Source organism: Stenotrophomonas sp. GZD-301, assembly GCF_049310345.1.
Classification (GTDB): domain Bacteria; phylum Pseudomonadota; class Gammaproteobacteria; order Xanthomonadales; family Xanthomonadaceae; genus Stenotrophomonas.
In genome coordinates this window covers 53,429-72,465 of record NZ_JBMOWY010000002.1, presented here as the reverse complement: position 1 = coordinate 72,465, position 19,037 = coordinate 53,429, and the positions used below count along the sequence as shown (strand labels likewise).

The 19,037-nt window shown below is 68.7% G+C and carries 16 protein-coding genes; 5 read left to right on the top strand and 11 right to left on the bottom strand.

Features of this window, described 5'->3' with window-relative positions; genetic code table 11:
• Nucleotides 1-5: 5 nt before the first annotated feature.
• The 4 genes from ACO6VK_RS00540 to gap form a co-directional block, all read right to left on the bottom strand.
• The gene (locus ACO6VK_RS00540; RefSeq protein WP_422504957.1) at nt 6-1,181 is read right to left on the bottom strand and encodes a phosphoglycerate kinase; all 1,176 of its coding nucleotides are present in this window, start codon (nt 1,179-1,181) and stop codon (nt 6-8) included.
• A 136-nt stretch (nt 1,182-1,317) separates the two neighbouring features.
• Nucleotides 1,318-2,670 (bottom strand): DUF3999 domain-containing protein, encoded by a 1,353-nt coding sequence (locus tag ACO6VK_RS00535; RefSeq protein WP_422504956.1) that lies wholly within the window; start codon nt 2,668-2,670, stop codon nt 1,318-1,320.
• Nucleotides 2,667-5,321: a DUF2339 domain-containing protein gene (locus tag ACO6VK_RS00530; protein WP_422504955.1), complete on the bottom strand. Its 2,655-nt coding sequence runs from the start codon at nt 5,319-5,321 to the stop codon at nt 2,667-2,669. The genes ACO6VK_RS00535 and ACO6VK_RS00530 overlap by 4 nt, the downstream gene beginning before the upstream one ends.
• 165 nt (nt 5,322-5,486) lie before the next feature.
• Nucleotides 5,487-6,491 carry a type I glyceraldehyde-3-phosphate dehydrogenase gene (gene gap, locus ACO6VK_RS00525; RefSeq protein ID WP_422504954.1) on the bottom strand — a complete coding sequence of 335 codons (1,005 nt, stop codon included), beginning with the start codon at nt 6,489-6,491 and terminating at the stop codon, nt 5,487-5,489.
• Between the two features lie 205 nt (nt 6,492-6,696).
• Here gap and ACO6VK_RS00520 point away from each other — a divergent pair, with 205 nt between their 5' ends.
• Nucleotides 6,697-7,326: an OmpW/AlkL family protein gene (locus tag ACO6VK_RS00520; protein WP_422504953.1), complete on the top strand. Its 630-nt coding sequence runs from the start codon at nt 6,697-6,699 to the stop codon at nt 7,324-7,326.
• Nucleotides 7,327-7,433: 107 nt separating this feature from the next.
• Here the strand turns inward: ACO6VK_RS00520 and ACO6VK_RS00515 are convergent, their stop codons facing one another.
• The gene (locus ACO6VK_RS00515; RefSeq protein WP_422504952.1) at nt 7,434-8,129 is read right to left on the bottom strand and encodes an aspartate/glutamate racemase family protein; all 696 of its coding nucleotides are present in this window, start codon (nt 8,127-8,129) and stop codon (nt 7,434-7,436) included.
• Between the two features lie 106 nt (nt 8,130-8,235).
• On the opposite strand from ACO6VK_RS00515, the gene ACO6VK_RS00510 reads away from it, so the two are divergent.
• Nucleotides 8,236-9,051, top strand: coding sequence for a S1/P1 nuclease (locus ACO6VK_RS00510; RefSeq protein WP_422504951.1), 816 nt, complete (start codon nt 8,236-8,238; stop codon nt 9,049-9,051).
• A 10-nt stretch (nt 9,052-9,061) separates the two neighbouring features.
• Complete coding sequence (locus ACO6VK_RS00505) at nt 9,062-9,874, top strand: MBL fold metallo-hydrolase (RefSeq protein WP_422504950.1); 813 nt, start codon at nt 9,062-9,064, stop codon at nt 9,872-9,874.
• Between the two features lie 15 nt (nt 9,875-9,889).
• On the opposite strand, the gene ACO6VK_RS00500 is transcribed toward ACO6VK_RS00505, so the two are convergent.
• The 3 genes from ACO6VK_RS00500 to ACO6VK_RS00490 are packed head-to-tail and all read right to left on the bottom strand — an operon-like array spanning nt 9,890 to nt 11,995.
• Entirely contained in the window at nt 9,890-10,459 is a 570-nt protein-coding gene (locus tag ACO6VK_RS00500) for a hypothetical protein (RefSeq protein ID WP_422504949.1), read from the bottom strand.
• A complete protein-coding gene (locus ACO6VK_RS00495; protein WP_422504948.1) occupies nt 10,456-11,637 on the bottom strand; it encodes a TonB family protein in 1,182 nt (393 codons plus the stop codon). Before ACO6VK_RS00495 ends, ACO6VK_RS00500 begins: the two co-directional genes overlap by 4 nt.
• Entirely contained in the window at nt 11,630-11,995 is a 366-nt protein-coding gene (locus ACO6VK_RS00490; RefSeq protein WP_411851975.1) for a BlaI/MecI/CopY family transcriptional regulator, read from the bottom strand. Before ACO6VK_RS00490 ends, ACO6VK_RS00495 begins: the two co-directional genes overlap by 8 nt.
• Nucleotides 11,996-12,113: 118 nt before the next feature.
• Between ACO6VK_RS00490 and ACO6VK_RS00485 the strand changes: the two genes are divergently transcribed.
• Together ACO6VK_RS00485 and ACO6VK_RS00480 are read left to right on the top strand one after the other, a co-directional pair.
• Nucleotides 12,114-12,671, top strand: a complete 558-nt coding sequence (locus tag ACO6VK_RS00485; protein WP_422504947.1) for a flavin reductase family protein — start codon at nt 12,114-12,116, stop codon at nt 12,669-12,671.
• Nucleotides 12,672-12,702: 31 nt separating this feature from the next.
• Nucleotides 12,703-14,652 carry an acetyl-CoA hydrolase/transferase C-terminal domain-containing protein gene (locus ACO6VK_RS00480; RefSeq protein ID WP_422504946.1) on the top strand — a complete coding sequence of 650 codons (1,950 nt, stop codon included), beginning with the start codon at nt 12,703-12,705 and terminating at the stop codon, nt 14,650-14,652.
• A 447-nt stretch (nt 14,653-15,099) separates the two neighbouring features.
• On the opposite strand, the gene tkt is transcribed toward ACO6VK_RS00480, so the two are convergent.
• From tkt to ACO6VK_RS00465, 3 genes are all read right to left on the bottom strand, one after another.
• Nucleotides 15,100-17,109: a transketolase gene (tkt, locus tag ACO6VK_RS00475; RefSeq protein ID WP_422504945.1), complete on the bottom strand. Its 2,010-nt coding sequence runs from the start codon at nt 17,107-17,109 to the stop codon at nt 15,100-15,102.
• Nucleotides 17,110-17,207: 98 nt separating this feature from the next.
• Nucleotides 17,208-17,630 carry a hypothetical protein gene (locus ACO6VK_RS00470; protein WP_422504944.1) on the bottom strand — a complete coding sequence of 141 codons (423 nt, stop codon included), beginning with the start codon at nt 17,628-17,630 and terminating at the stop codon, nt 17,208-17,210.
• A 78-nt stretch (nt 17,631-17,708) separates the two neighbouring features.
• Nucleotides 17,709-19,037 (bottom strand): dicarboxylate/amino acid:cation symporter, encoded by a 1,329-nt coding sequence (locus ACO6VK_RS00465; RefSeq protein WP_422504943.1) that lies wholly within the window; start codon nt 19,035-19,037, stop codon nt 17,709-17,711.

The following is a 19,037-nucleotide window of genomic DNA, read 5'->3' as shown; positions in this document are numbered from 1 at the left end:
ATCGATCACTGACCGCGGGCCTCGAGCGCGGCCACGGCCGGCAGGGTCTTGCCTTCCAGGAACTCCAGGAACGCGCCGCCACCGGTGGAGATGTAGCTCACCTGGTCGGCGATGTCGTACTTGTCGACCGCAGCCAGGGTGTCGCCGCCACCGGCGATGGAGAAGGCCGGCGATGCGGCGATCGCCTGCGCCAGTGCCTGCGTACCGTGGCTGAAGGCCTCGAACTCGAACACGCCGACCGGGCCGTTCCAGACCACGGTGCCGGCCTTGGCGATCAACCCGGCGTAGTGCTGGGCGGTGTCCGGGCCGATGTCCAGGATCAGATCGTCCTCGGCCACGTCGGTGACTGCCTTGACCGTGGCTTCGGCGTCCGGCAGGAACTGCTTGGCCACCACCACGTCGGTGGGCAGCGGGATCTCGGCGCCGCGCGCCTTGGCATCGGCCACGATCCTGCGGGCGGTGTCGAGCAGGTCCGGCTCATACAGCGACTTGCCCACGGCGTGGCCGGCGGCGGCGATGAAGGTGTTGGCGATGCCACCGCCCACGATCAGCTGGTCGACCTTGCCGACCAGGTTGGCCAGCAGTTCAAGCTTGGTGCTGACCTTGCTGCCGGCCACGATCGCCAGCAGCGGCTGGGCCGGCGCGAGCAGCGCCTTGGCCAGCGCGTCCAGTTCGGCCATCAGCAGCGGGCCACCGGCGGCCACCGGGGCAAAGCGGATCACGCCGTGCGTGGAGGCCTGCGCACGGTGCGCGGTGCCGAAGGCGTCCATCACGAACACGTCGCACAGCGCGGCGTACTTCCTGGACAGGGCTTCATCGTCCTTGCCCTCGCCGACGTTCATGCGGCAGTTTTCCAGCAGCACGATCGAACCCGGCGCAACGTCGACACCGTCGACCCAGTCGCGCACCAGCGGCACCTCGCGGCCCAGCAGCTGCGACAGGCGCAGCGCGACCGGTGCCAGCGAATCGGCGTCGCTCCACACGCCTTCGCTGGGGCGCCCCAGATGCGAAGTCACCATCACCGCCGCGCCCTTCTCCAGGGCCAGCTTCAACGTCGGCAGCGATGCGCTGATGCGCTGCTCGGAGGTGATGCGGCCGTTTTCGATCGGCACGTTGAGGTCCTGGCGGATCAGCACGCGCTTGCCGGAAAGGTCGAGGTCGGTCATGCGAACGATGGACATGGGCAACTCTTTGGCGGAAAGGGAAAGGGCGCCGCGTACGACGCAGACGCCCATTGTAGATGACCCGCTTTGGCACATGGCCGGTGGGTGACGACCGTTGGTCGTCACACCTTGGCGTAACGACCAACGGTCGTTGCTACCGCGGCTTCTGCCGCAACAGGCTGACCGCAAACCCACCCACCACCAGCACACCGAGAACCAGCAGGCCCCACAGCAGCCAGCGCTTCCAGTCGCGCACCGGCTGCACCGCGGCCTCACCGGCGAGCGGCTGCACCGGCCCCTGCACCGTGGCCAGCGCGGGCTGCCACTGGGCGCCCTGCTGTTCGCGCAGCTGCGCGATCACCGTGCCCACCGGGGCATCGATGCGCGCGGCACGCACGCTGCCGGCGGCAACCGTGAACGGCGCGTCGCCCTGACTGAGGAAGACCAGCGCTTCGGGCTGGTAGCCCAGCTTCAGTGTCGGCGCGGCGACGCCCTGGGCCTGTGCGGCCACCAGCTTCCAGTAGCGGTCGCGCATGGCCACCGCCAGCGACTGCGCCTGCGACTGGCGGCGCTGGGCGGTGTCCTGCAGCTGGTAGGCCACCCACGGACCGGCACGCACCTGCCAGGGCTGGCCGGGATCGTCGCGGCTGAGCAGCGTCCACTGCACCACGCTGTTGTCGGCGGTGGCGATGTCGGCCTGGGCGATCGGGAAGCGACCGTCCAGCGTGTACTCGAACTCGCCCGGCGTGCCGGCGGTGCCGGTCAGCGAACGCCACTGCCACTGGATGGCCTGCGCGGGCGGCACGCGCTCGGCCTGCACCGCCGAGAGCACGGGAAGCGCATCGCCGCCCACCGGCAGGATGCGGAAGTACTTCGCCTGGCGCCCGATCTCGATCCGTCGCTGCTGCAGGCGGCGGCCATCATGCTGCAGGTCGACCAGCGGCACGTCGTCGGCCACCCGCTGCCAGTCGCGCAGGTCGTCGCTGGCATCCACGCGCACGCGCACCTGCAGCGCCGTCGGTGCCTGCCAGTCCAGCCGCAGCGCCTGCACGCTGCTGCGCAGCGCGCTGGCATCCACCAGCCAGCCGCCGGGATCGGCGGTGCCGACACTGCGGCCCAGCCGTGCCTCGACCCGGCGCACGCTGCCGTCGGTGTTGCGCTCGGTGAGCAGCTGCAGGTCGTCGCCCGCGCCGCCGCCCCGGGCCGGCAGCGGGAACCACGGCAGGGACTGCCATTGCGCGGCCTGCGCCAGCGGCTGGTCGGCCGACAGCAGCGCGGAGGGCAATGGCTGCCCCTGCGCGTTGAACACCTGCACATCGGCCAGCCGCGGCGAGACCGCGCTGCGGTACTGCGCCTCGCCCAGCATCAGCCGGTAGGCACCCGCCTGCGGCGAGGACAACTGCAGCGGCCACTGCTCGCGGTAGTCCTGGCGGGCATCGGCTGCCGACACGGCCGGTGTGGCCAGAGCAAAGGAAAGCGCGACGATCAGGCGGGGGACGAGGGTCACGGCTGCAGCTCCACGGTGGATTCCGGCGCACGCGGCGGCGCCGGTGCCAGGTAACCCACGACCGTGCACAGCAGGCCGTAGGCGATGAACGAGGCGATGCCGAGCAGGTTGCCCAGGTGCTGGCGATCGATCAGGACCAGCTTGGCCAGCACCACGCCCATCAGCACCGCGCCCACCAGCCACAGCAGACGCTGGCCGCGGCGCGAGCCCCAGATCCAGCTGATCACGCCGAGCACGCTCCAGACCACGGTCAGGCTGGTCTGGGCCAGGGTTGAGGACCACAGCGCCCGGTTCCACGGCACCGCGCCCCAGTGATGCACGGTATGCAGCGTGGTGCTGGTCAGCAGGACGAAACCGGCGATCGCCAGCAGCGGCACGCGCCAGCCGGCCGCGCCCGCCGGAGCGGCCGGCGACCATACCCAGCGCGCCAGCAGCACCAGCACCGCAACCTGGGCCAGTTCCATCGGATTGAGCAGCGGCAGCCACGGCAGCGGACGCGGGTCGCCGGCCAGCCACACGCTCACCCCCCAGCCCAGCCCCAGCACGCAGAACCAGGTGCCCTGCAAGGCCAGCCGCGCGCCATCGAAACGCTCGCCGAGCGGCAGCGACAGCCAGCGCCAGCGCTGCAGCGACACGGCAACCACCGCCAGCCAGGGCAGCATCGCCAGTGCGGCGGTCCAGCCCGGTGCCAGCGCGAAGCGGTCGGCCAGCCAGCCGGCCAGCAGGGTCAATACGCTGGGCCACAGCATCCACCACACGAACTGGGCCGCCAGCGCACTGCGGTCCTGCGCGCCCCGCAGGCACCACAGGCCGCGCACGCCGAGCAGCGCAAACACCGCCCAGGCCCACGCACCGTGGCCGGCAAACGGCTGGTCGTGCACCGCCGCCTGCCACAGCGCCAGCGGGAAGGCAGCCAGCAGCATCGCCAGCGTGGTCAGCACCAGCGCGCGCGCCGGCCCGCGCCGGTGCGCCTCGGCCGCCACCCACGCGGTCACCGCAACGGCGACCAGCAGCGCGTCCGGGCGGCTGTCATGGGCAACGAAGCGGACGATCTCGTGGCTGACGCTGCCGAGCCACCACAGCAGGCCCCACAGGTAATAGACGATGGCCGGCGCATCGCGGCCGGCGCGCCGGTAGCTGAAGGCCGAGGCGAACCCGGCCAGCGCCAGCAGCAGGCCGCTCATGAAGGTGGGATTGGCGATGGCGGTGGCGTCGAGGTGCCAGTAGTCGGCACCGACCACGAAGCCGAACGCGGCGCCGAGCTGCAGCATCGCACCGGCGATCTGCGGCAACCAGCGCTGCTGGCGCAGGCCCAGCCAGACCAGCGCCGCGCCTTCCAGCGCGAACACGCTGGCGGTGGCGCGCGCGGACAGGGCCAGCGGTACCGCCAGGGTGGCAAAGCCCACCGCCAGCACCGCATGCGACTGGCCCAGCGCGGCGTAGCGGGGGCGCCGGATCAACGCCCACGCCAGGCCCGCGTAGATCGCCGCCAGGCCCAGCGCGCACAGCGCCAGGACCAGGCGGTCGTGGTGCAGCAGGCCGGCCTGCAGCGAGAACGCGATCAGCGGCGTGCCGAACACCAGGCTGCCATCGACCAGATCGCGCTTCTCCGCCGGTTGCCGGCGGGCATACAGGACCGGAATCGCCAGGTAGAAGGCGAAGAACAGCAGCAGGAACGGCTCGGTGCTGGCGAACTTCTCCGGCGCGTACTGCAGCACGCCCCAGGCCGTCCCGATGCCGAAGGTGAACGCAAAGCCGAGCAGGTTCAGCGCGCGCCACGGCCGCCACCAGGCGATGGCGAGGATGGCCGCGTTGAGCACCGCGTAATAGGAAAACAGCGCGACGTGGTTGCCGCTGCCGGTGGACAGCCAGATCGGCGCCATGAACCCGGCCAGGATGCCCAGCACGGCCAGCGTGCGCGAGTTCTGCACCACCGCCAGCACGCCCATGCCGGCGATCAGCAGCACGCTCATGACGAACGCCGGCAGCGGGTCGATCAGGTCGTAGCGTTTGAACGCGGCGAAGATGGTCAGCAGCAGGATGCCGATCGCACCGCCCTGCAGGGCCAGCGCGAACAGCCGCCGACGGTCGCGCTGCAGCCAGCCGAACACCAGCCCGGCCAGCGCGCCGACGGCGATGCCGGCCAGGCGCATCTCGATCGGCGGGTTCAGCCAGCCCTGGTCGCTGACGTACTTGAGCAGCGCGGCCACGCCGGCCAGCAGCACCAGCATGCCGATCTTGACCGGCACGTTGCCTTCGGTGAACCAGCGTTTGACCGCCGCCAGCGCGCGTTCGGCCAGGTCCGGGCGGTGCACGTAAGGCTCCGGCTCGACCGGGCGGACGGGGGATGGCGTGGGCACTGCGGCGGCGGCCTGCGGCAGCGGCGGCAGCGGCGGCGGGGCGGCCACCTGAGGCGGCGGGGCGGCGGCAGGCGCCCGCTCGACGTGCTCCGGCTCGACCACCCGCGGCGGAGGCGCCACCGGTGCCGGTACGGCGACCTCCGCGTCTGCGGGGCGCACCCGGGCATCGGCCAGACCGGCTTCCAGCGCGGCCACGCGCCGTCGCAGTCCGGCGATCATCACCAGGGCGACCACCAGCAACGCGGGCACCAGCAGCACCGCCAGCCCCAGCAGGACAATCAGAGCTTCCATTCCATCAGATCCTTATCGGCAAAGCCGCGGTCGCGCGCCACGACGCGGGCCCCCGGTATGCGGCCATGCTAATGGATCGCGGGGGCGGGCAGCGCGATGCGGTTCCCCAAACGCACGAACCCCGGCAGGGCCGGGGTTCGTGGGTACAGCAGGCTGGCGGCGCGATTACTTCGCGGCCACGACCTTGGCCATTTCCAGACACTTGTTGGAGTAGCCCCACTCGTTGTCGTACCACGACACCAGCTTGACGAAGGTGCCGTCCAGCGCGATGCCGGCGTCGGCGTCGAACACCGAAGTGTGGGTCTCGCCGCGGAAGTCGGTCGCCACGACCTTGTCTTCGGTGTAGCCCAGCACGCCCTTCAGCGCGCCTTCGCTCTGTGCCTTCACTTCGGCGCAGATCTCGGCGTAGGTGGCTTCCTTCTCCAGCTCGACGGTCAGATCAACCACCGACACGTCCGAGGTCGGCACGCGGAAGCTCATGCCGGTGAGCTTCTTGTTCAGCTCCGGAATCACCACGCCCACGGCCTTGGCTGCACCGGTGGAGGACGGGATGATGTTCTCCAGGATGCCGCGGCCGCCGCGCCAGTCCTTGTTGGACGGGCCATCGACGGTCTTCTGGGTGGCGGTAGCCGCATGCACGGTGGTCATCAGGCCGCGCTTGATGCCCCACTTGTCGTTGATGACCTTGGCCAGCGGGGCCAGGCAGTTGGTGGTGCACGAGGCGTTGGAGATGATCGCCTGGCCGGCGTAGGTCTTGTCGTTGACGCCGAACACGAACATCGGGGTGTCGTCCTTCGACGGCGCCGACATGATCACCTTCTTGGCGCCGGCATCGATGTGCTTCTGCGCGGTGTCCTTGGTCAGGAACAGGCCGGTCGATTCGATGACCACGTCCACGCCCACTTCGTCCCACTTCAGGTTGGACGGATCGCGTTCCTGGGTCAGGCGGATCTTCTTGCCGTTGACCAGCAGGTCGCCGCCGGACACGGCCACGTCGGCCTTGAAGCGGCCATGCACGGAGTCGTACTTCAGCATGTAAGCCAGGTAGTCCGGCTCGAGCAGATCGTTGATGGCGACGATTTCGATGTCATTGCCGAAGTTCAGCACGGCCGAACGCAGCACGTTGCGCCCGATGCGACCGAAACCATTGATGCCAACCTTGATTGCCATGTTCACAAGCTCCTGCAGCCGCGACGGTGCGGCGCCGATGGTAAGGGGCCGTCATTCTAGCAGGGCCGGACCGGCCCGTTTCCGGCCCCGGCCGGAGGTAACCGGTTACACCGCGCGAACCGGGGATTGATCAGAATCAAGGCGCCTGCGGGCGCGGAGGGGAACACTGGCCCCACTCCATTCCACCCCGCAACGAGACCCCCTCATGCGCAAGACCGCCCCCCTCCTGCTGTCCAGCCTGGCCGCCGCCCTGGCGCTGGCCGCCACCCCCGCCTTGGCCCAGTCCAAGGGCGACTGGACGATCGGTGCCGGCGTGCACCAGGTCGCCCCGAAGTCGAACAACGGCTCGCTGGCCGGCGGTACGCTGAAGGTTGACGTCGACAACGACATCAAGCCGACCATCACCGGCGAGTACTTCATCGCCGACAACCTGGGCATCGAGGTGCTGGCCGCGCTGCCGTTCAAGCACGACATCAACATTGCCGGCATGGGCCGCGTGGGCAGCACCAAGCACCTGCCGCCGGTGATCTCGCTGCAGTACCACTTCAACAGCAAGGGCAAGGTGTCGCCGTTCGTTGGCGCCGGCCTGAACTACACCACCTTCTTCAGCGAGGAAACCGGCGGCGCGCTCGCCGGCAGCAAGCTCAAGCTGGACGACTCGTGGGGCCTGGCCGCCCACGCCGGCGTGGATGTCGCGGTCAGCGACAAGGGCTCGCTGCGCGTGGATGTGCGCTGGATCGACATCGACACCGGCGTCAAGCTCAATGGCGAGAAGATCGGCACCGTCAACATCGACCCGCTGGCCTACGGCGTGTCCTACGTATTCAAGTTCTGATCGGCGGATCAGGACTGCACCGCGCACCACCCTCGCAGCAAAGCGCTTTCCCCGGCTCCGGCCGGGGATTTTTTTGTGCGTCCAACACCGCAGCTCCGTAAACCCGGTCAATCCAGCAGATGGCGCCCTGCCGCCTGCGCATGCAGCGCGGCGGTGTCGAACAGCGGCACCGGGGCATCGTCGTCGGTCACCAGCAGCATGATTTCGGTGCAGCCCAGGATGATGGCCTGCGCACCCCGGTCCACCAGCCGCTGCATCACGCCGCGATAGGCCTCGCGCGACGCCGGCAGCACCCGGCCCTGCACCAGCTCGTCGTAGATGATCCGATGGACCACCGCGCGGTCGTCCGCCTCGGGCACGAGCACCTCCAGACCAAAGCGTTCGGCCAGCCGTACGCGATAGAAGTTCTGCTCCATCGTGAACGCCGTGCCGAGCAACCCGACCCGCTGCAGCCCCGCGGCCTGGATCAGCGCGCCAACCGGATCGGCGATATGCAGCAGCGGCACGCCGATGGCTGCCTGTACCGCGTCGGCCATGAGGTGCATGGTGTTGGTACAGATCACGATGGCGGTCGCACCTGCCGCTTCCAGACGCTGTGCCACCTCGACCATCGCCCGTGTCGCCGCGTCCCAGTCGCCGGCCCGCTGCAGCGCCTCGATGTCGGCAAAATCGAACGACCACATCAGCAGGCGCGCCGAGTGCATCCCGCCCTGGGCGTCGCGCACCTGCTCGTTGATCATCCGGTAATAGTGCGCCGAGCTTTCCCAGCTCATGCCACCGATCAAGCCCAGGACCTTCTGCACCGACGCCGCTCCCGTGGTTGGACAGCGCCCAGCCTACCCGGCCCGGCCGCCGGTCGGCCAGATCCGGGCAAACCCGACGGCGGACGCGCCCGCTAGAATGCAGCCGATGAACATTGCCTCCCTGCTTCCGGCCGCCGCGCTCGCGCTGGCCCTCACCGCCGTTTCCACCGATGCCCTGGCCTGGGGCGCACAAGGCCATCGCCTGGTCGCCCGCGTCGCCGAAGTCCGCCTCACCCCGCAGGCCAAGGCGCAGGTCGACCGCCTGCTGGCCGGCGAGCCCGACCCGACCCTGCACGCCATCGCCCCCTGGGCCGACGAACTGCGCGCCAAAGACCCCGGCCTGGGCCGTCGTTCGGCGCGCTGGCACTACGTCAACATCGGCGAGGACAATTGCCACTACGCCGTGCAGAAGCACTGCAAGGGCGGCAACTGCGTGGTCGAAGCGCTGAAGGCGCAGACCGCCATCCTCGCCGACCGCACCCGCCCCGATGCCGAGCGCGCGCAGGCACTGAAGTTCGTCGTGCATTTCGCCGGCGACATCCATCAGCCGATGCATGCGGGCTACGGGCATGACAAGGGCGGCAACGACTTCCAGGTGCAGTTCAACAACCGCGGTACCAATCTGCACTCGCTGTGGGACAGCGGCATGCTCACTGCGCCGAAGCTGGACGACGACCAGTTCCTGGCCCGCCTGATGGCGCTGCCCGCGCCGAAGGTGGACAAGCGCTCGAAGATCGACCGCGACGCCGTGCAGTGGGCCGAAGCCAGCTGCCGCATCGCCATTGCACCTGGCGTTTACCCGGACAAGCGTACGCTTCCCCCGGAGTATGCCGCGACCTACCGTCCGGTCGCCGAGCGCGAGCTGCGCCTGGCCGGCGAACGCCTGGCCGTGCTGCTCAATGACACGTTGGGCAAACGCTGAGGCCACCCCCATGACACCGCACGTCGCCAGTTTCTTCCACCCGGACAGCCACACCTTCAGTTACGTGGTGCACGACCCGGCGACGTTGCAGGCCGCGGTGATCGACCCGGTGCTGGATTACGACCCGGACACCGACGCGCTCGGGTCCGGGCCGCTGCAGCCGCTGCTGGCGCATGTGCGCGAGCACGGCCTGCAGGTGCGCTGGCTGCTGGAAACCCATGCCCATGCCGACCACATCAGCGCCGGCCGCTGGCTCAAACCGCACTGGCCGCAGGCCACGCTGGCAATGGGCCAGGGCATCGTGCAGGTGCAGCGTACGTTCGCCCCGCGCTATGCGCTGGACGTGCCGACCGACGGCTCGCAGTTCGATCATCTGTTCGCCGATGGCGAGCGGTTCGCGCTCGGTGACATTGCCGCCGAGGTCATCGCGGTGCCGGGCCACACCAGCGACAGCGTGGCCTACCGCATCGGCGATACGCTGTTCACCGGTGATTCGCTGTTCATGCCCGATGGCGGCACCGCGCGCTGCGATTTCCCGGGCGGCGACGCCGCCCAGTTGTACCGTTCCATCCAGCGGCTGCTCACCCTGCCCGATGCCACCCGTGTGTTCATCTGCCACGACTACGGCCCGGGCGGACGCGAGGTCGCCAATGAAACCACCATCGGCGAACAGCGCGCGTCCAACATCCACCTGCACGACGGCATCGGCCAGGCCGAGTTCGTCGCCACCCGGCAGGCCCGCGATGCGACGCTGGCCGAGCCGAAACTGATGCATCCGTCGGTGAAGGCGAATCTGCAGGGCGGCCCGCAACGCGCCACCTGACCCCGCCGCCAGGGCTCAATGACTCTGGCGGCGAACCGTGTGCTGTCCCTTCACGATCTCGAAGGTGAACGCGTAGAGCAGGCTGACCGGCACCGGCTCGATGCGCTCGGCCCCCTCGCAGTCGCCCCGATCACTCGGCACCCGGCCGGCCGGATAGTGGCACACCGCTGCCGGCGAATAGCGCCACTGCGCCACTGCCGCCTGCGCGGCGTCCAGCAGGGCCGTATTCTCCGCGGCGGCAGCGGCATTGCACTCGTCGCGGTCGGTCAGCGGCAGGCTGCGTTCGACCCGGCCCTCGGCATCCACCACCACCTGCAGGCAGATGGTGGTCGGCGCGAGCGAGCGACGCGGGTCGCGGTCGCCGACCACCGGATCGGGCGCTGCATACAACTGCGGCATGCGATAGCCTTCGCTCGCCTTCAGCGTGTACGGCTGCACCTGTCCGGCACCGCCGCCGCCATCCACCTTCAGCCGCTGATGGTCCACGTTTTCCCTGCGGGTATCGACGGTGGTGAGCTGGTCGTGACCGGCGCAGCCGCCGGTCACCAGCACCGACACCAGCACCGGTGTCAGCGCCCACCTCATTGACCGGGGCCGGTGTTGTCGAGCTTGAACGTCATCGGGATCTTCAGTGCCGAGGCGACTGCCTTGCCATCCTGCAGCGCCGGCTCGAACGTCCACTCTTTCGCGGCCGCGATGGAGACCGCGTCGAACACGCCGGCCGGCGTCGACGTGAGTACCCGGATGTCGCCGGTCCTGCCCTGCGCATCCACTTCCACGCGCAGCACCACTTTGCCCGACACGCCCTGTTCAAATGCGCTCTTCGGATACTTCGGCGCCGTCACTTCCTTCGCCTTCGCATCCACCCGTACGGGCGCGGCGCCAGCGCCCTGCCCGGCCCACGCGATCCCGCCGAGCCCCACGCACAACCCCACCACCAGTACCTGTCCGGACAACCACGGCAACGCCTTCCGTTTGTGCTGCTTCAACATGGCAATACGCTCCTTCAACATCGGTTGGCTGCGCCAGTGGCATGCCATCGGCGCAACCGGGTGGGCCAACTGCGCCTTCAGCAAGGCGTTGGCATAAAGACGGCGCAGGGCCGGATGCGGATCGACCGTGCGCGCGTCGCAGGCCAGTTCCTGGTCGCGCAGCAGGCGGCGCACGGTCCACGGCAGCAGCGGATGGAACCAGAACACGCAGCGCAGGACCGCCAGCGCCGCATTGGCCCACGGATCGCCATGCAGCCGGTGGCTGTGTTCGTGGCGCAGGATCAGGTCCTGCTCGGCCGGGCTGAAGCGCTGCTCGAAATCCGGTCCGACCACCACGCGTGGCCGCCACAGGCCCACCAGCGCCGGCAGGCCGGGATCGCCCTGCGCCTGCCAGCTGCCATCGACACGGGGCTGCAGGCAGCCGAGCGCACGTTCGAAACGGCGCTGCGCGCGCCAACTGGCCGTGGCCATCACCAGCGCGCCGGCCAGCCACGTGGCGAGCAGCAGCAAGGGCCACACCGGGGTATCGGCGGACACGTCCGGTGCACGCAGCGCGGTCGCCATCACCTTCACCGGCGCGGCCTCGGTGATCGGGAAGTTCGGCAACGGCAGGTACGGCACCACCAGCAGCATCGGCAGCAGCCACCAGCTGCGATACGCCAGCGCCGCGCCGCCCAGCCTCAGCAGCAGGGGGCGTATGGCGGCCAGCACCAGCACCGCCACCGACAACCACACACTGGCCTGCAGCAGTCCGTTGAGGAGCTCAATCATGGTCGAGCTCCTGGATCAGCTTTTTGAGGTCGGCAATGTCCTGCGCGCTCAGCTCCCCGCGCTGGCTGAAGTGCGCCACCAGCGGCGCCACGCGTCCGTCGAACACGCGCCCGAGGAAGCCCTCGCTCTGCTCGGCCACCCAGGTCTGGCGCTGCAGCACGGGCGAGTAGCGGTAACGGCGGCCGTCGCGGCTGGCGCTGATCGCCCCCTTGGTCAGCAGGCGGTTGAGCAGGGTCTTGATGGTCGGCTCGGCCCAGTCGCGGTCGGCCAGCGCGGCAACCACCTCGTCGGCACCCAGCGGATGGCTGCGCCACAACACGTCCATCACCACGGCTTCGGCTTCGCTGATCTGGCTCATCATTTACATCCGTAATCGACAAGCCGATTACGCCCGTAATCGAATTCGGTGTCAAGCCCTTCGACAACCGGTTCATGCGCACGCTGCCAGCATCGGGCGATTCCCCGTGGAGGCGCCGATGAGACGCTATCGGAAAGTCGACTTCCCCGTCGCCGAGGTGCGGCGCTTCCTCGAACCCGGTCCGGTGGTGCTGGTCAGCTCGGCGTGGAAGGACCAGCGCGACATCATGACCCTGGGCTGGCACATGGTGCTCGAGTTCACCCCGTCACGGCTGGCGACGATGATCTCCAGCGGCAACCACAGCGCCGGGCTGATCCGCCGCAGCGGCGAATGCGTCATCAACGTGCCCACCGCCGACCTGCTCGATACCGTGGTCGGCATCGGCAATACCTGCGGCGACGAGATCGACAAGTTCGCGCACTTCGGCCTGGATGCGGTGGCTGGCAGCGTGGTGGCAGCGCCGCTGATCGCGCAATGCCACGCCAGTTTCGAGTGCCGCCTGGTCGACCGCAGCCAGATCAGGCGGCATGGCCTCTTCATCTGGGAAGTGGTCAAGGCGCACGTCGCGCGCTCCCCGAAACTGCCGCGCACGGTGCACTACCGCGGCGATGGGCAGTTCATGGTCTCCGGCGACGAGGTCTCGCGTCGCCGTCTGTTCAACCCCGAAATGCTGTAATGGCCCGCATGATTTCGCAGGAACGCGCCGCATGACCGAACACCTGACCGACCTGGACGCCGCCGTCGACTGGCTGCTGCAGCGGGTCGATGGCCCCCTTCGCGTGGGCGCGCCGCTGGCGCTGGGCAAGCCGCATCGCCTGCTCAATGCCCTTTATGCGCGCGTGGAAAACGATGCCTCACGGCCGCTGCAGCTGTACACCGCGCTTTCGCTGAATCCGCCGAAGGCCGGTGGCAGCGGGCTGGAGGCGCGCTTCATGGGGCCGTTCGCCGAACGCCACTTCGGCGCCGGTTTCCCGCGCCTGGCCTATGCCGATGCGATGGCGCGCGACCGCCTGCCCGACCATGTGCAGGTGGAGGAGTTCTACATGCAGTCCGGTGCGCTGCTGGGCTCGTCGCAGGCGCAGCGCAGTTACACCAGCCTCAACTACACCCACGCCGCCGATGCGGTGGCGCAGCGCGCGCCGCATGCGATCGTGCAGAAGGTGGCGATGCGCCCGGACGATCGCCGGCTGTCGCTGTCGTGCAACAACGACATCACCCAGGACACCCTCGATGCGATGGTCGCGCGCGGTCTGCCGCGCCCGCTGATGATTGCCGAGATCGATCCGCAGCTGCCCTATCTGGCCGGTTCGGCCACGGTGGATGTCTCCTTCTTCGACCTGGTGATCACCCCGCCGGGCCCCTATCCGGATCTGTTCGGGTTGCCGCGGCAGCCGGTCGGCGATGCCGACTACGCCATCGGCCTGTATGCCAGCGCGCTGGTGCGCGACGGTGGCACGCTGCAGATCGGCATCGGCACGCTGGCCGATGCGCTCAGCCACGCGCTGGTACTGCGGCACACCGACAACGCGCGTTACCGGCAGATCCTGCAGGCGCTCGATCCTGACCTGGCCACCCACCCGAGCGTGCTCGCATCGGGCGGGCTGGAGCCGTTCGAGATCGGCCTGTACGGCTGCAGCGAGATGCTCAACGAGGGCTTCCGGCGGCTGGTCCAGACCGGCGTGATCCGGCGCAAGGTGCATGACGATCTGTCGCTGATGCAGCGCATCGAGAATGGCAGCGCCTGGACCACCGATTACGCCACGCTCGAGGCCGAAGGCGAGTATCTGCATGGCGCGTTCTACCTGGGCTCGCCGGAGTTCTACCAGTGGCTGCGCGCACTGCCCGACGACGAACGCAGCGCGATCGGCATGCGCCGGATCAGTGAGATCAACCAGCTCTACGGCGGCGATGAAACCCTGGAGCGGATGCAGCGCCGCGATGCGCGCTTCTTCAACTCCTGCATGATGGCCACGGCGCTGGGTGCGGCCGTCTCCGATGCGCTGGAAGATGGCCGGGTGGTGTCCGGCGTGGGCGGGCAGTACAACTTCGTGGCGATGGCCCATGCCCTGCCCGGCGCCCGCAGTGCGCTGATCTTCCGGGCCACGCGCGAGGACAAGGGCGCGCTGCAGTCGAATGTGCGCTGGAACTACGGCCACACGACCATCCCGCGTCACCTGCGCGACCTGTACATCAACGAGTACGGCATCGCCGATCTGCGCAACATGACCGACGAGGACTGCGTGATCGCGATGGCCGGCATCACCGATGCGCGCTTCCAGGCGGCCCTGCTGGACCAGGCCAAGGCGGCGAAGAAACTGGCCACGGGGTTTGCCGCACCGGCGGACTGGCAGCGCAATTCCGCCACGGCGGTCAGCGCGGCACTGGCGCCGTACCGCCAGTCCGGGCTGCTGCCTGACTACCCGCTGGGCAGCGACTTCACCGAGGTGGAGCAGCACCTGGTGAAGGCGCTGGGCTGGCTGAAACAGAACACGCAGACGCGCGCGGCCAAGCTGCGCACGGTCCTGGCGGCGGTCATGCAGCCGGCCGGTGACGGCGACGCGGTGTATCTGCAGCGCATGGGGCTGGAGGCCCCGAAGGACATCGGCGAACGGATTGAAGCGCGGCTGGTGCGGTTGGGGTTGGCGCGTACCGCGTAGGCAGTGCCGTTCCTTGTGCATCCGGCAGTGTTCTGCGGCTTCAGGCTTTCGCGCAAAGAACAGCGTCTTCGTTCGTACGTGCAGGGGCCGCCGCCGGGCAGCCCCGCTCCGGGACACGCCGTGAACCCATCCTTGGGGGCTTGTCAAAAACATCCATGTTTTTGACAGTCCCTCCGGGGGCTACCCGGCGGCGGCCCCCATACAGGGTCGTGTGCGGTTGGGAACGGCAGGCAGCGTGGCGTGCCCCGACAAGGGCGGCAGCCCAACAACGTCTGCACATCGCGGCTGTTCGCCTGAATGCATGAAGCCGGGAACAGCCCGGCGCCAGGCAAGCGCATGCACCCCCGCGAGCCGGCCAACGGCCGGCGCTGCACAGGTCGCTGACAACAAAAAAAACGGCGCTTCCGTTTCGGGAAGCGCCGTGGGTGTTGCATCACGCGGTTGCGATCAGTTCGCCAGCTGCGCCTTGGCCGCGGCCACCACCGCCTCGGTGGTGATGCCGAAGTGCTTGTACAGGGCATCGGCCGGGGCCGAGGCACCGAAGGTGTCGATACCGATCACCGCACCGTCCAGGCCCACGTACTGGCGCCAGAAACCGGTGACGCCGGCTTCCACCGCCACGCGGTTGCGCACGGCGTTGGGCAGTACGGACTCGCGGTAGGCGGCGTCCTGGCGCTCGAACACGTCGGTGGACGGCATGGACACCACGCGGGTCTTGATGCCGGCGGCATCCAGTTCCGCCTTGGCGGCAACAGCCAGGCCCACTTCCGAACCGGTACCGATCAGGATCACGTCCGGCACGCCGCCCTCGGCGTCGGCCAGCACGTAACCACCACGGGCGATCTGTGCGACCTGCGTGTCGTTGCGCGGCTGGTGCGGCAGGTTCTGGCGGCTGAACACCAGGCAGCTCGGACCGTCGGTACGGGTGATCGCCGACTTCCAGCTGACCGCCGACTCGACCGCATCGCACGGGCGCCACACATCGTTGTTCGGGATGTAGCGCAGCGAGGCCAGGTGCTCCACCGGCTGGTGGGTCGGGCCGTCTTCGCCGAGGCCGATCGAATCGTGGGTGTACACGTGGATCGCGTGCGCCGGGATCAGCGCGCTCATGCGCACGCCGTTGCGGGCGTAGTCGCTGAACACCAGGAAGGTGGCATCGAACGGAATGAACCCGCCATGCAGGGCCAGGCCGTTGGCGATGGCGGTCATGCCGAACTCGCGCACGCCGTAATACACGTAGTTGGCGTTCGGGTCGTCGGTGGCGACCGACTTGCTGGCCTTCCACAGGGTCAGGTTGGAGTGCGCCAGATCGGCCGAACCGCCGATCAGTTCCGGCAGCAGCGGCGCGAATGCTTCGATCGCCAGCTGCGAGGCCTTGCGCGAGGCGATGGTCTGACCGTCGGCCTGGACCTGCGCGATGTAGGCGTCGGCCTTGGCGATGAAATCGGCCGGCAGTTCACCGTGCGAGCGACGGATCAGCTCCTCGGCTTCGGCGGGGAACTGCGCGGCGTACTTGTCGAACTGCAGTTCCCACTCGGCCTGGCGCAGGGTGCCGGTACCGCCGGCACGCCAGCCGGCGTAGATCTCTTCCGGAATCTCGAACGGACCGTAGTTCCAGCCCAGCTGCTTGCGGGTGGCCTCCAGCTCGTCCTTGCCCAGCGGCGCGCCGTGGCTGGATTCCTTGCCCGCCTTGCCCGGCGAACCAAACCCGATGGTGGTGCGGCAGCAGATCAGGGTCGGCTTGTCGAACTGCGACAGGGCCTGGTCGATGGCGGACTTGATGCTGTCCGGATCGTGGCCATCGACGCCGCGCACCACGTTCCAGCCATAGGCCTCGAAACGCTCGGGGGTGTTGTCGGTGAACCAGCCATCGGTGTTGCCGTCGATGGAGATGTGGTTGTCATCCCAGAAGCAGACCAGCTTGCCCAGGCCCCAGGTGCCGGCCAGCGAGGCGGCTTCGTGGGACACGCCTTCCATCAGGCAGCCATCGCCCAGGAACACCCAGGTGCGGTGGTCCACGATCTCGTGTTCGGGACGGTTGTAACGCTGTGCCAGCAGCTTCTCGGCGAGCGCGAAGCCCACGGCGTTGGCCAGGCCCTGGCCGAGCGGACCGGTGGTGGTCTCCACGCCGGGGGTTTCATGGCGTTCCGGGTGGCCGGCGGTCTTGCTGCCGAGCTGACGGAACTGCTTGAGCTGCTCGATCGGCAGGTCGTAGCCGCTCAGGTGCAGCAGCGCGTACTGCAGCATCGAGCCGTGGCCGTTGGACAGCACGAAGCGGTCGCGGTTGAACCACTTGGGGTTGTTCGGGTTGTGACGGAGATAATCGTTCCAGAGCACTTCGGCAATGTCGGCCATGCCCATCGGCATGCCGGGATGACCGGACTTGGCGGTTTCGACCGCATCAGCGGCGAGGAAGCGGATGGCGTTGGCCAACTGGCGGCGGGTAGGCTGCGTCATGGTTCTGTGGGATCAGGAGGCTCCCGCGGAGCTGCGGGCTGCCCATTGTCCCACAGACGACCGGTGGGGTCAGTCCGGGTCACGCCCGGACCACGCCCTCAGCCGCGCGCGGCGTCGATGAACGCGCACATGGCCCTGCGCTGCAGGTCCTCGCGCGTGGCGTAGCCGGCGGGCAGGGTCTTGCTGACGGTGATGCGGGCGCCCTCCCCTTCGCCTTCCACCAGTACGTTCACCGGCAGGGTCACCTGGCGATCGGCCAGCGGGGCGGTCTGTTCCAGGGTCACCGAGCCCAGCTCGGGGTCCAGCCGGCCCACTTTCAGGCCGGATTTGACCCCCTCGGCCTGGATCCGCCGCAGGGCTTCGGCCGGTGCGACGTCGGGCACCACGTCCCAGGTGAAGAACTGGCGGCCGGCAGCGAAGCTGCCGGTGGTACTGGCGTGGGTCTCACAGGTACGTGGTTCAGCGCCGGCGTCGAACGCCAGCAGGGCCAGGCCAACGGCCAGCAGATGCGAAATCCTCATTTCGGCTCCTTTCCGCACGGCGCCGATCCCGGCGCCTTCCATGCGCCGGTGGAGTATCCCATCGTGACTGGCGGCGGTTCAATCGCCGTTGACGCGTCCCGCCGTCGCCGGCGGCAGTTCCTCGGTCTCGCCCTTGGCCACCAGGGTGGTCAGGGCCAGATCGCCGGTGACGTTCAGCGCGGTGCGGCACATGTCCAGGAAGTGGTTCACGCCGAGGATCAGGCCGATGCCCAGCGGGTTGACGCCGACCATCGCGCAGATCATCGCCACCACCGGCAGCGAACCCGACGGCACGCCGGCGGTACCGATACCGCCCAGGATGCACACCGCCATGACCATGATCTGCTGGCCGATGCTCAGGTCCACGCCGAAGAACTGCGCCAGGAAGATCACCGTCACGCCCTCGAACAGCGCGGTGCCGTTCTGGTTGGCCGTGGCGCCCACGGTCAGCACGAAGCGCGACACCCGCTGCGGCAGGCCCATCTGGTCGGCCACGCGCAGCGCGGTCGGCAGGGTGGCGTTGCTGGAGGCCGTGGAGAAGGCCATCACCGTCGCTTCCTGGGTGTCGCGGAAGAACGACAGCGGCGAGCGGCCGGACAGCCATACCGCCGTGCCGTACGTCACCACCATGTGCAGGCCCAGCGCCAGCACCACCACGCCTACGTAGGCACCCAGGCGCACGATCAGATCCAGCCCGAACAACGTGGCCAGGTTGAACATGAAACAGGCCACCGCGTACGGCGCCAGGCGGATGACCAGGTTGATCAGCGTCATCGAGACTTCAAACACGCCTTCGATGGCGCGGCGCAGCGGGGCAACCTTGTCGTCGTCGCTGAGCACCATGCCGATGCCGAACATCAGCGCGAAGAACATCAGCGACAGGATGGCGCCGTTGTCCGAAGCGGCCTGGAGCACATTGCTCGGCACGATCGACAGCAGCATGTCCATGCCCTTGGGCGTTTCATGGATGCCGGCGACGATCTCCCGGCTGCGCTCGGCGTTCTCCGAGAGCATCTGCGCGGCGACCTGCGGGTCCACGCCGGCACCGGGCTTGAGCACGTTGACCAGCACCAGGCCGATGCCCACCGCGATGCCCGACAGCAGCACGGTGTAGGCCAGCGTCTTCCAGCCGATCCGGCCCAGGGCGCGGATATCGCCCATCTCCGACACGCCCATGATCAGCGCCGAGAAGATCAGCGGCACGATCAGCATGAAGATCAGGTTGAGGAACAGGCTGGACAGGGGCGTGGTGATCCAGGCCATCACGCCCTTCGCGACGTCGCCCAGGCCCGGCACGGCCGGCGCCAGGGCGTGCACGATCAGGCCCAGCACCAGGCCGATGCCGAAGCCAATGCCCATTTTCCAGTGCAATGGCAGCTTCTGCCGGGTCTTTGCGGCCTCAGTCAT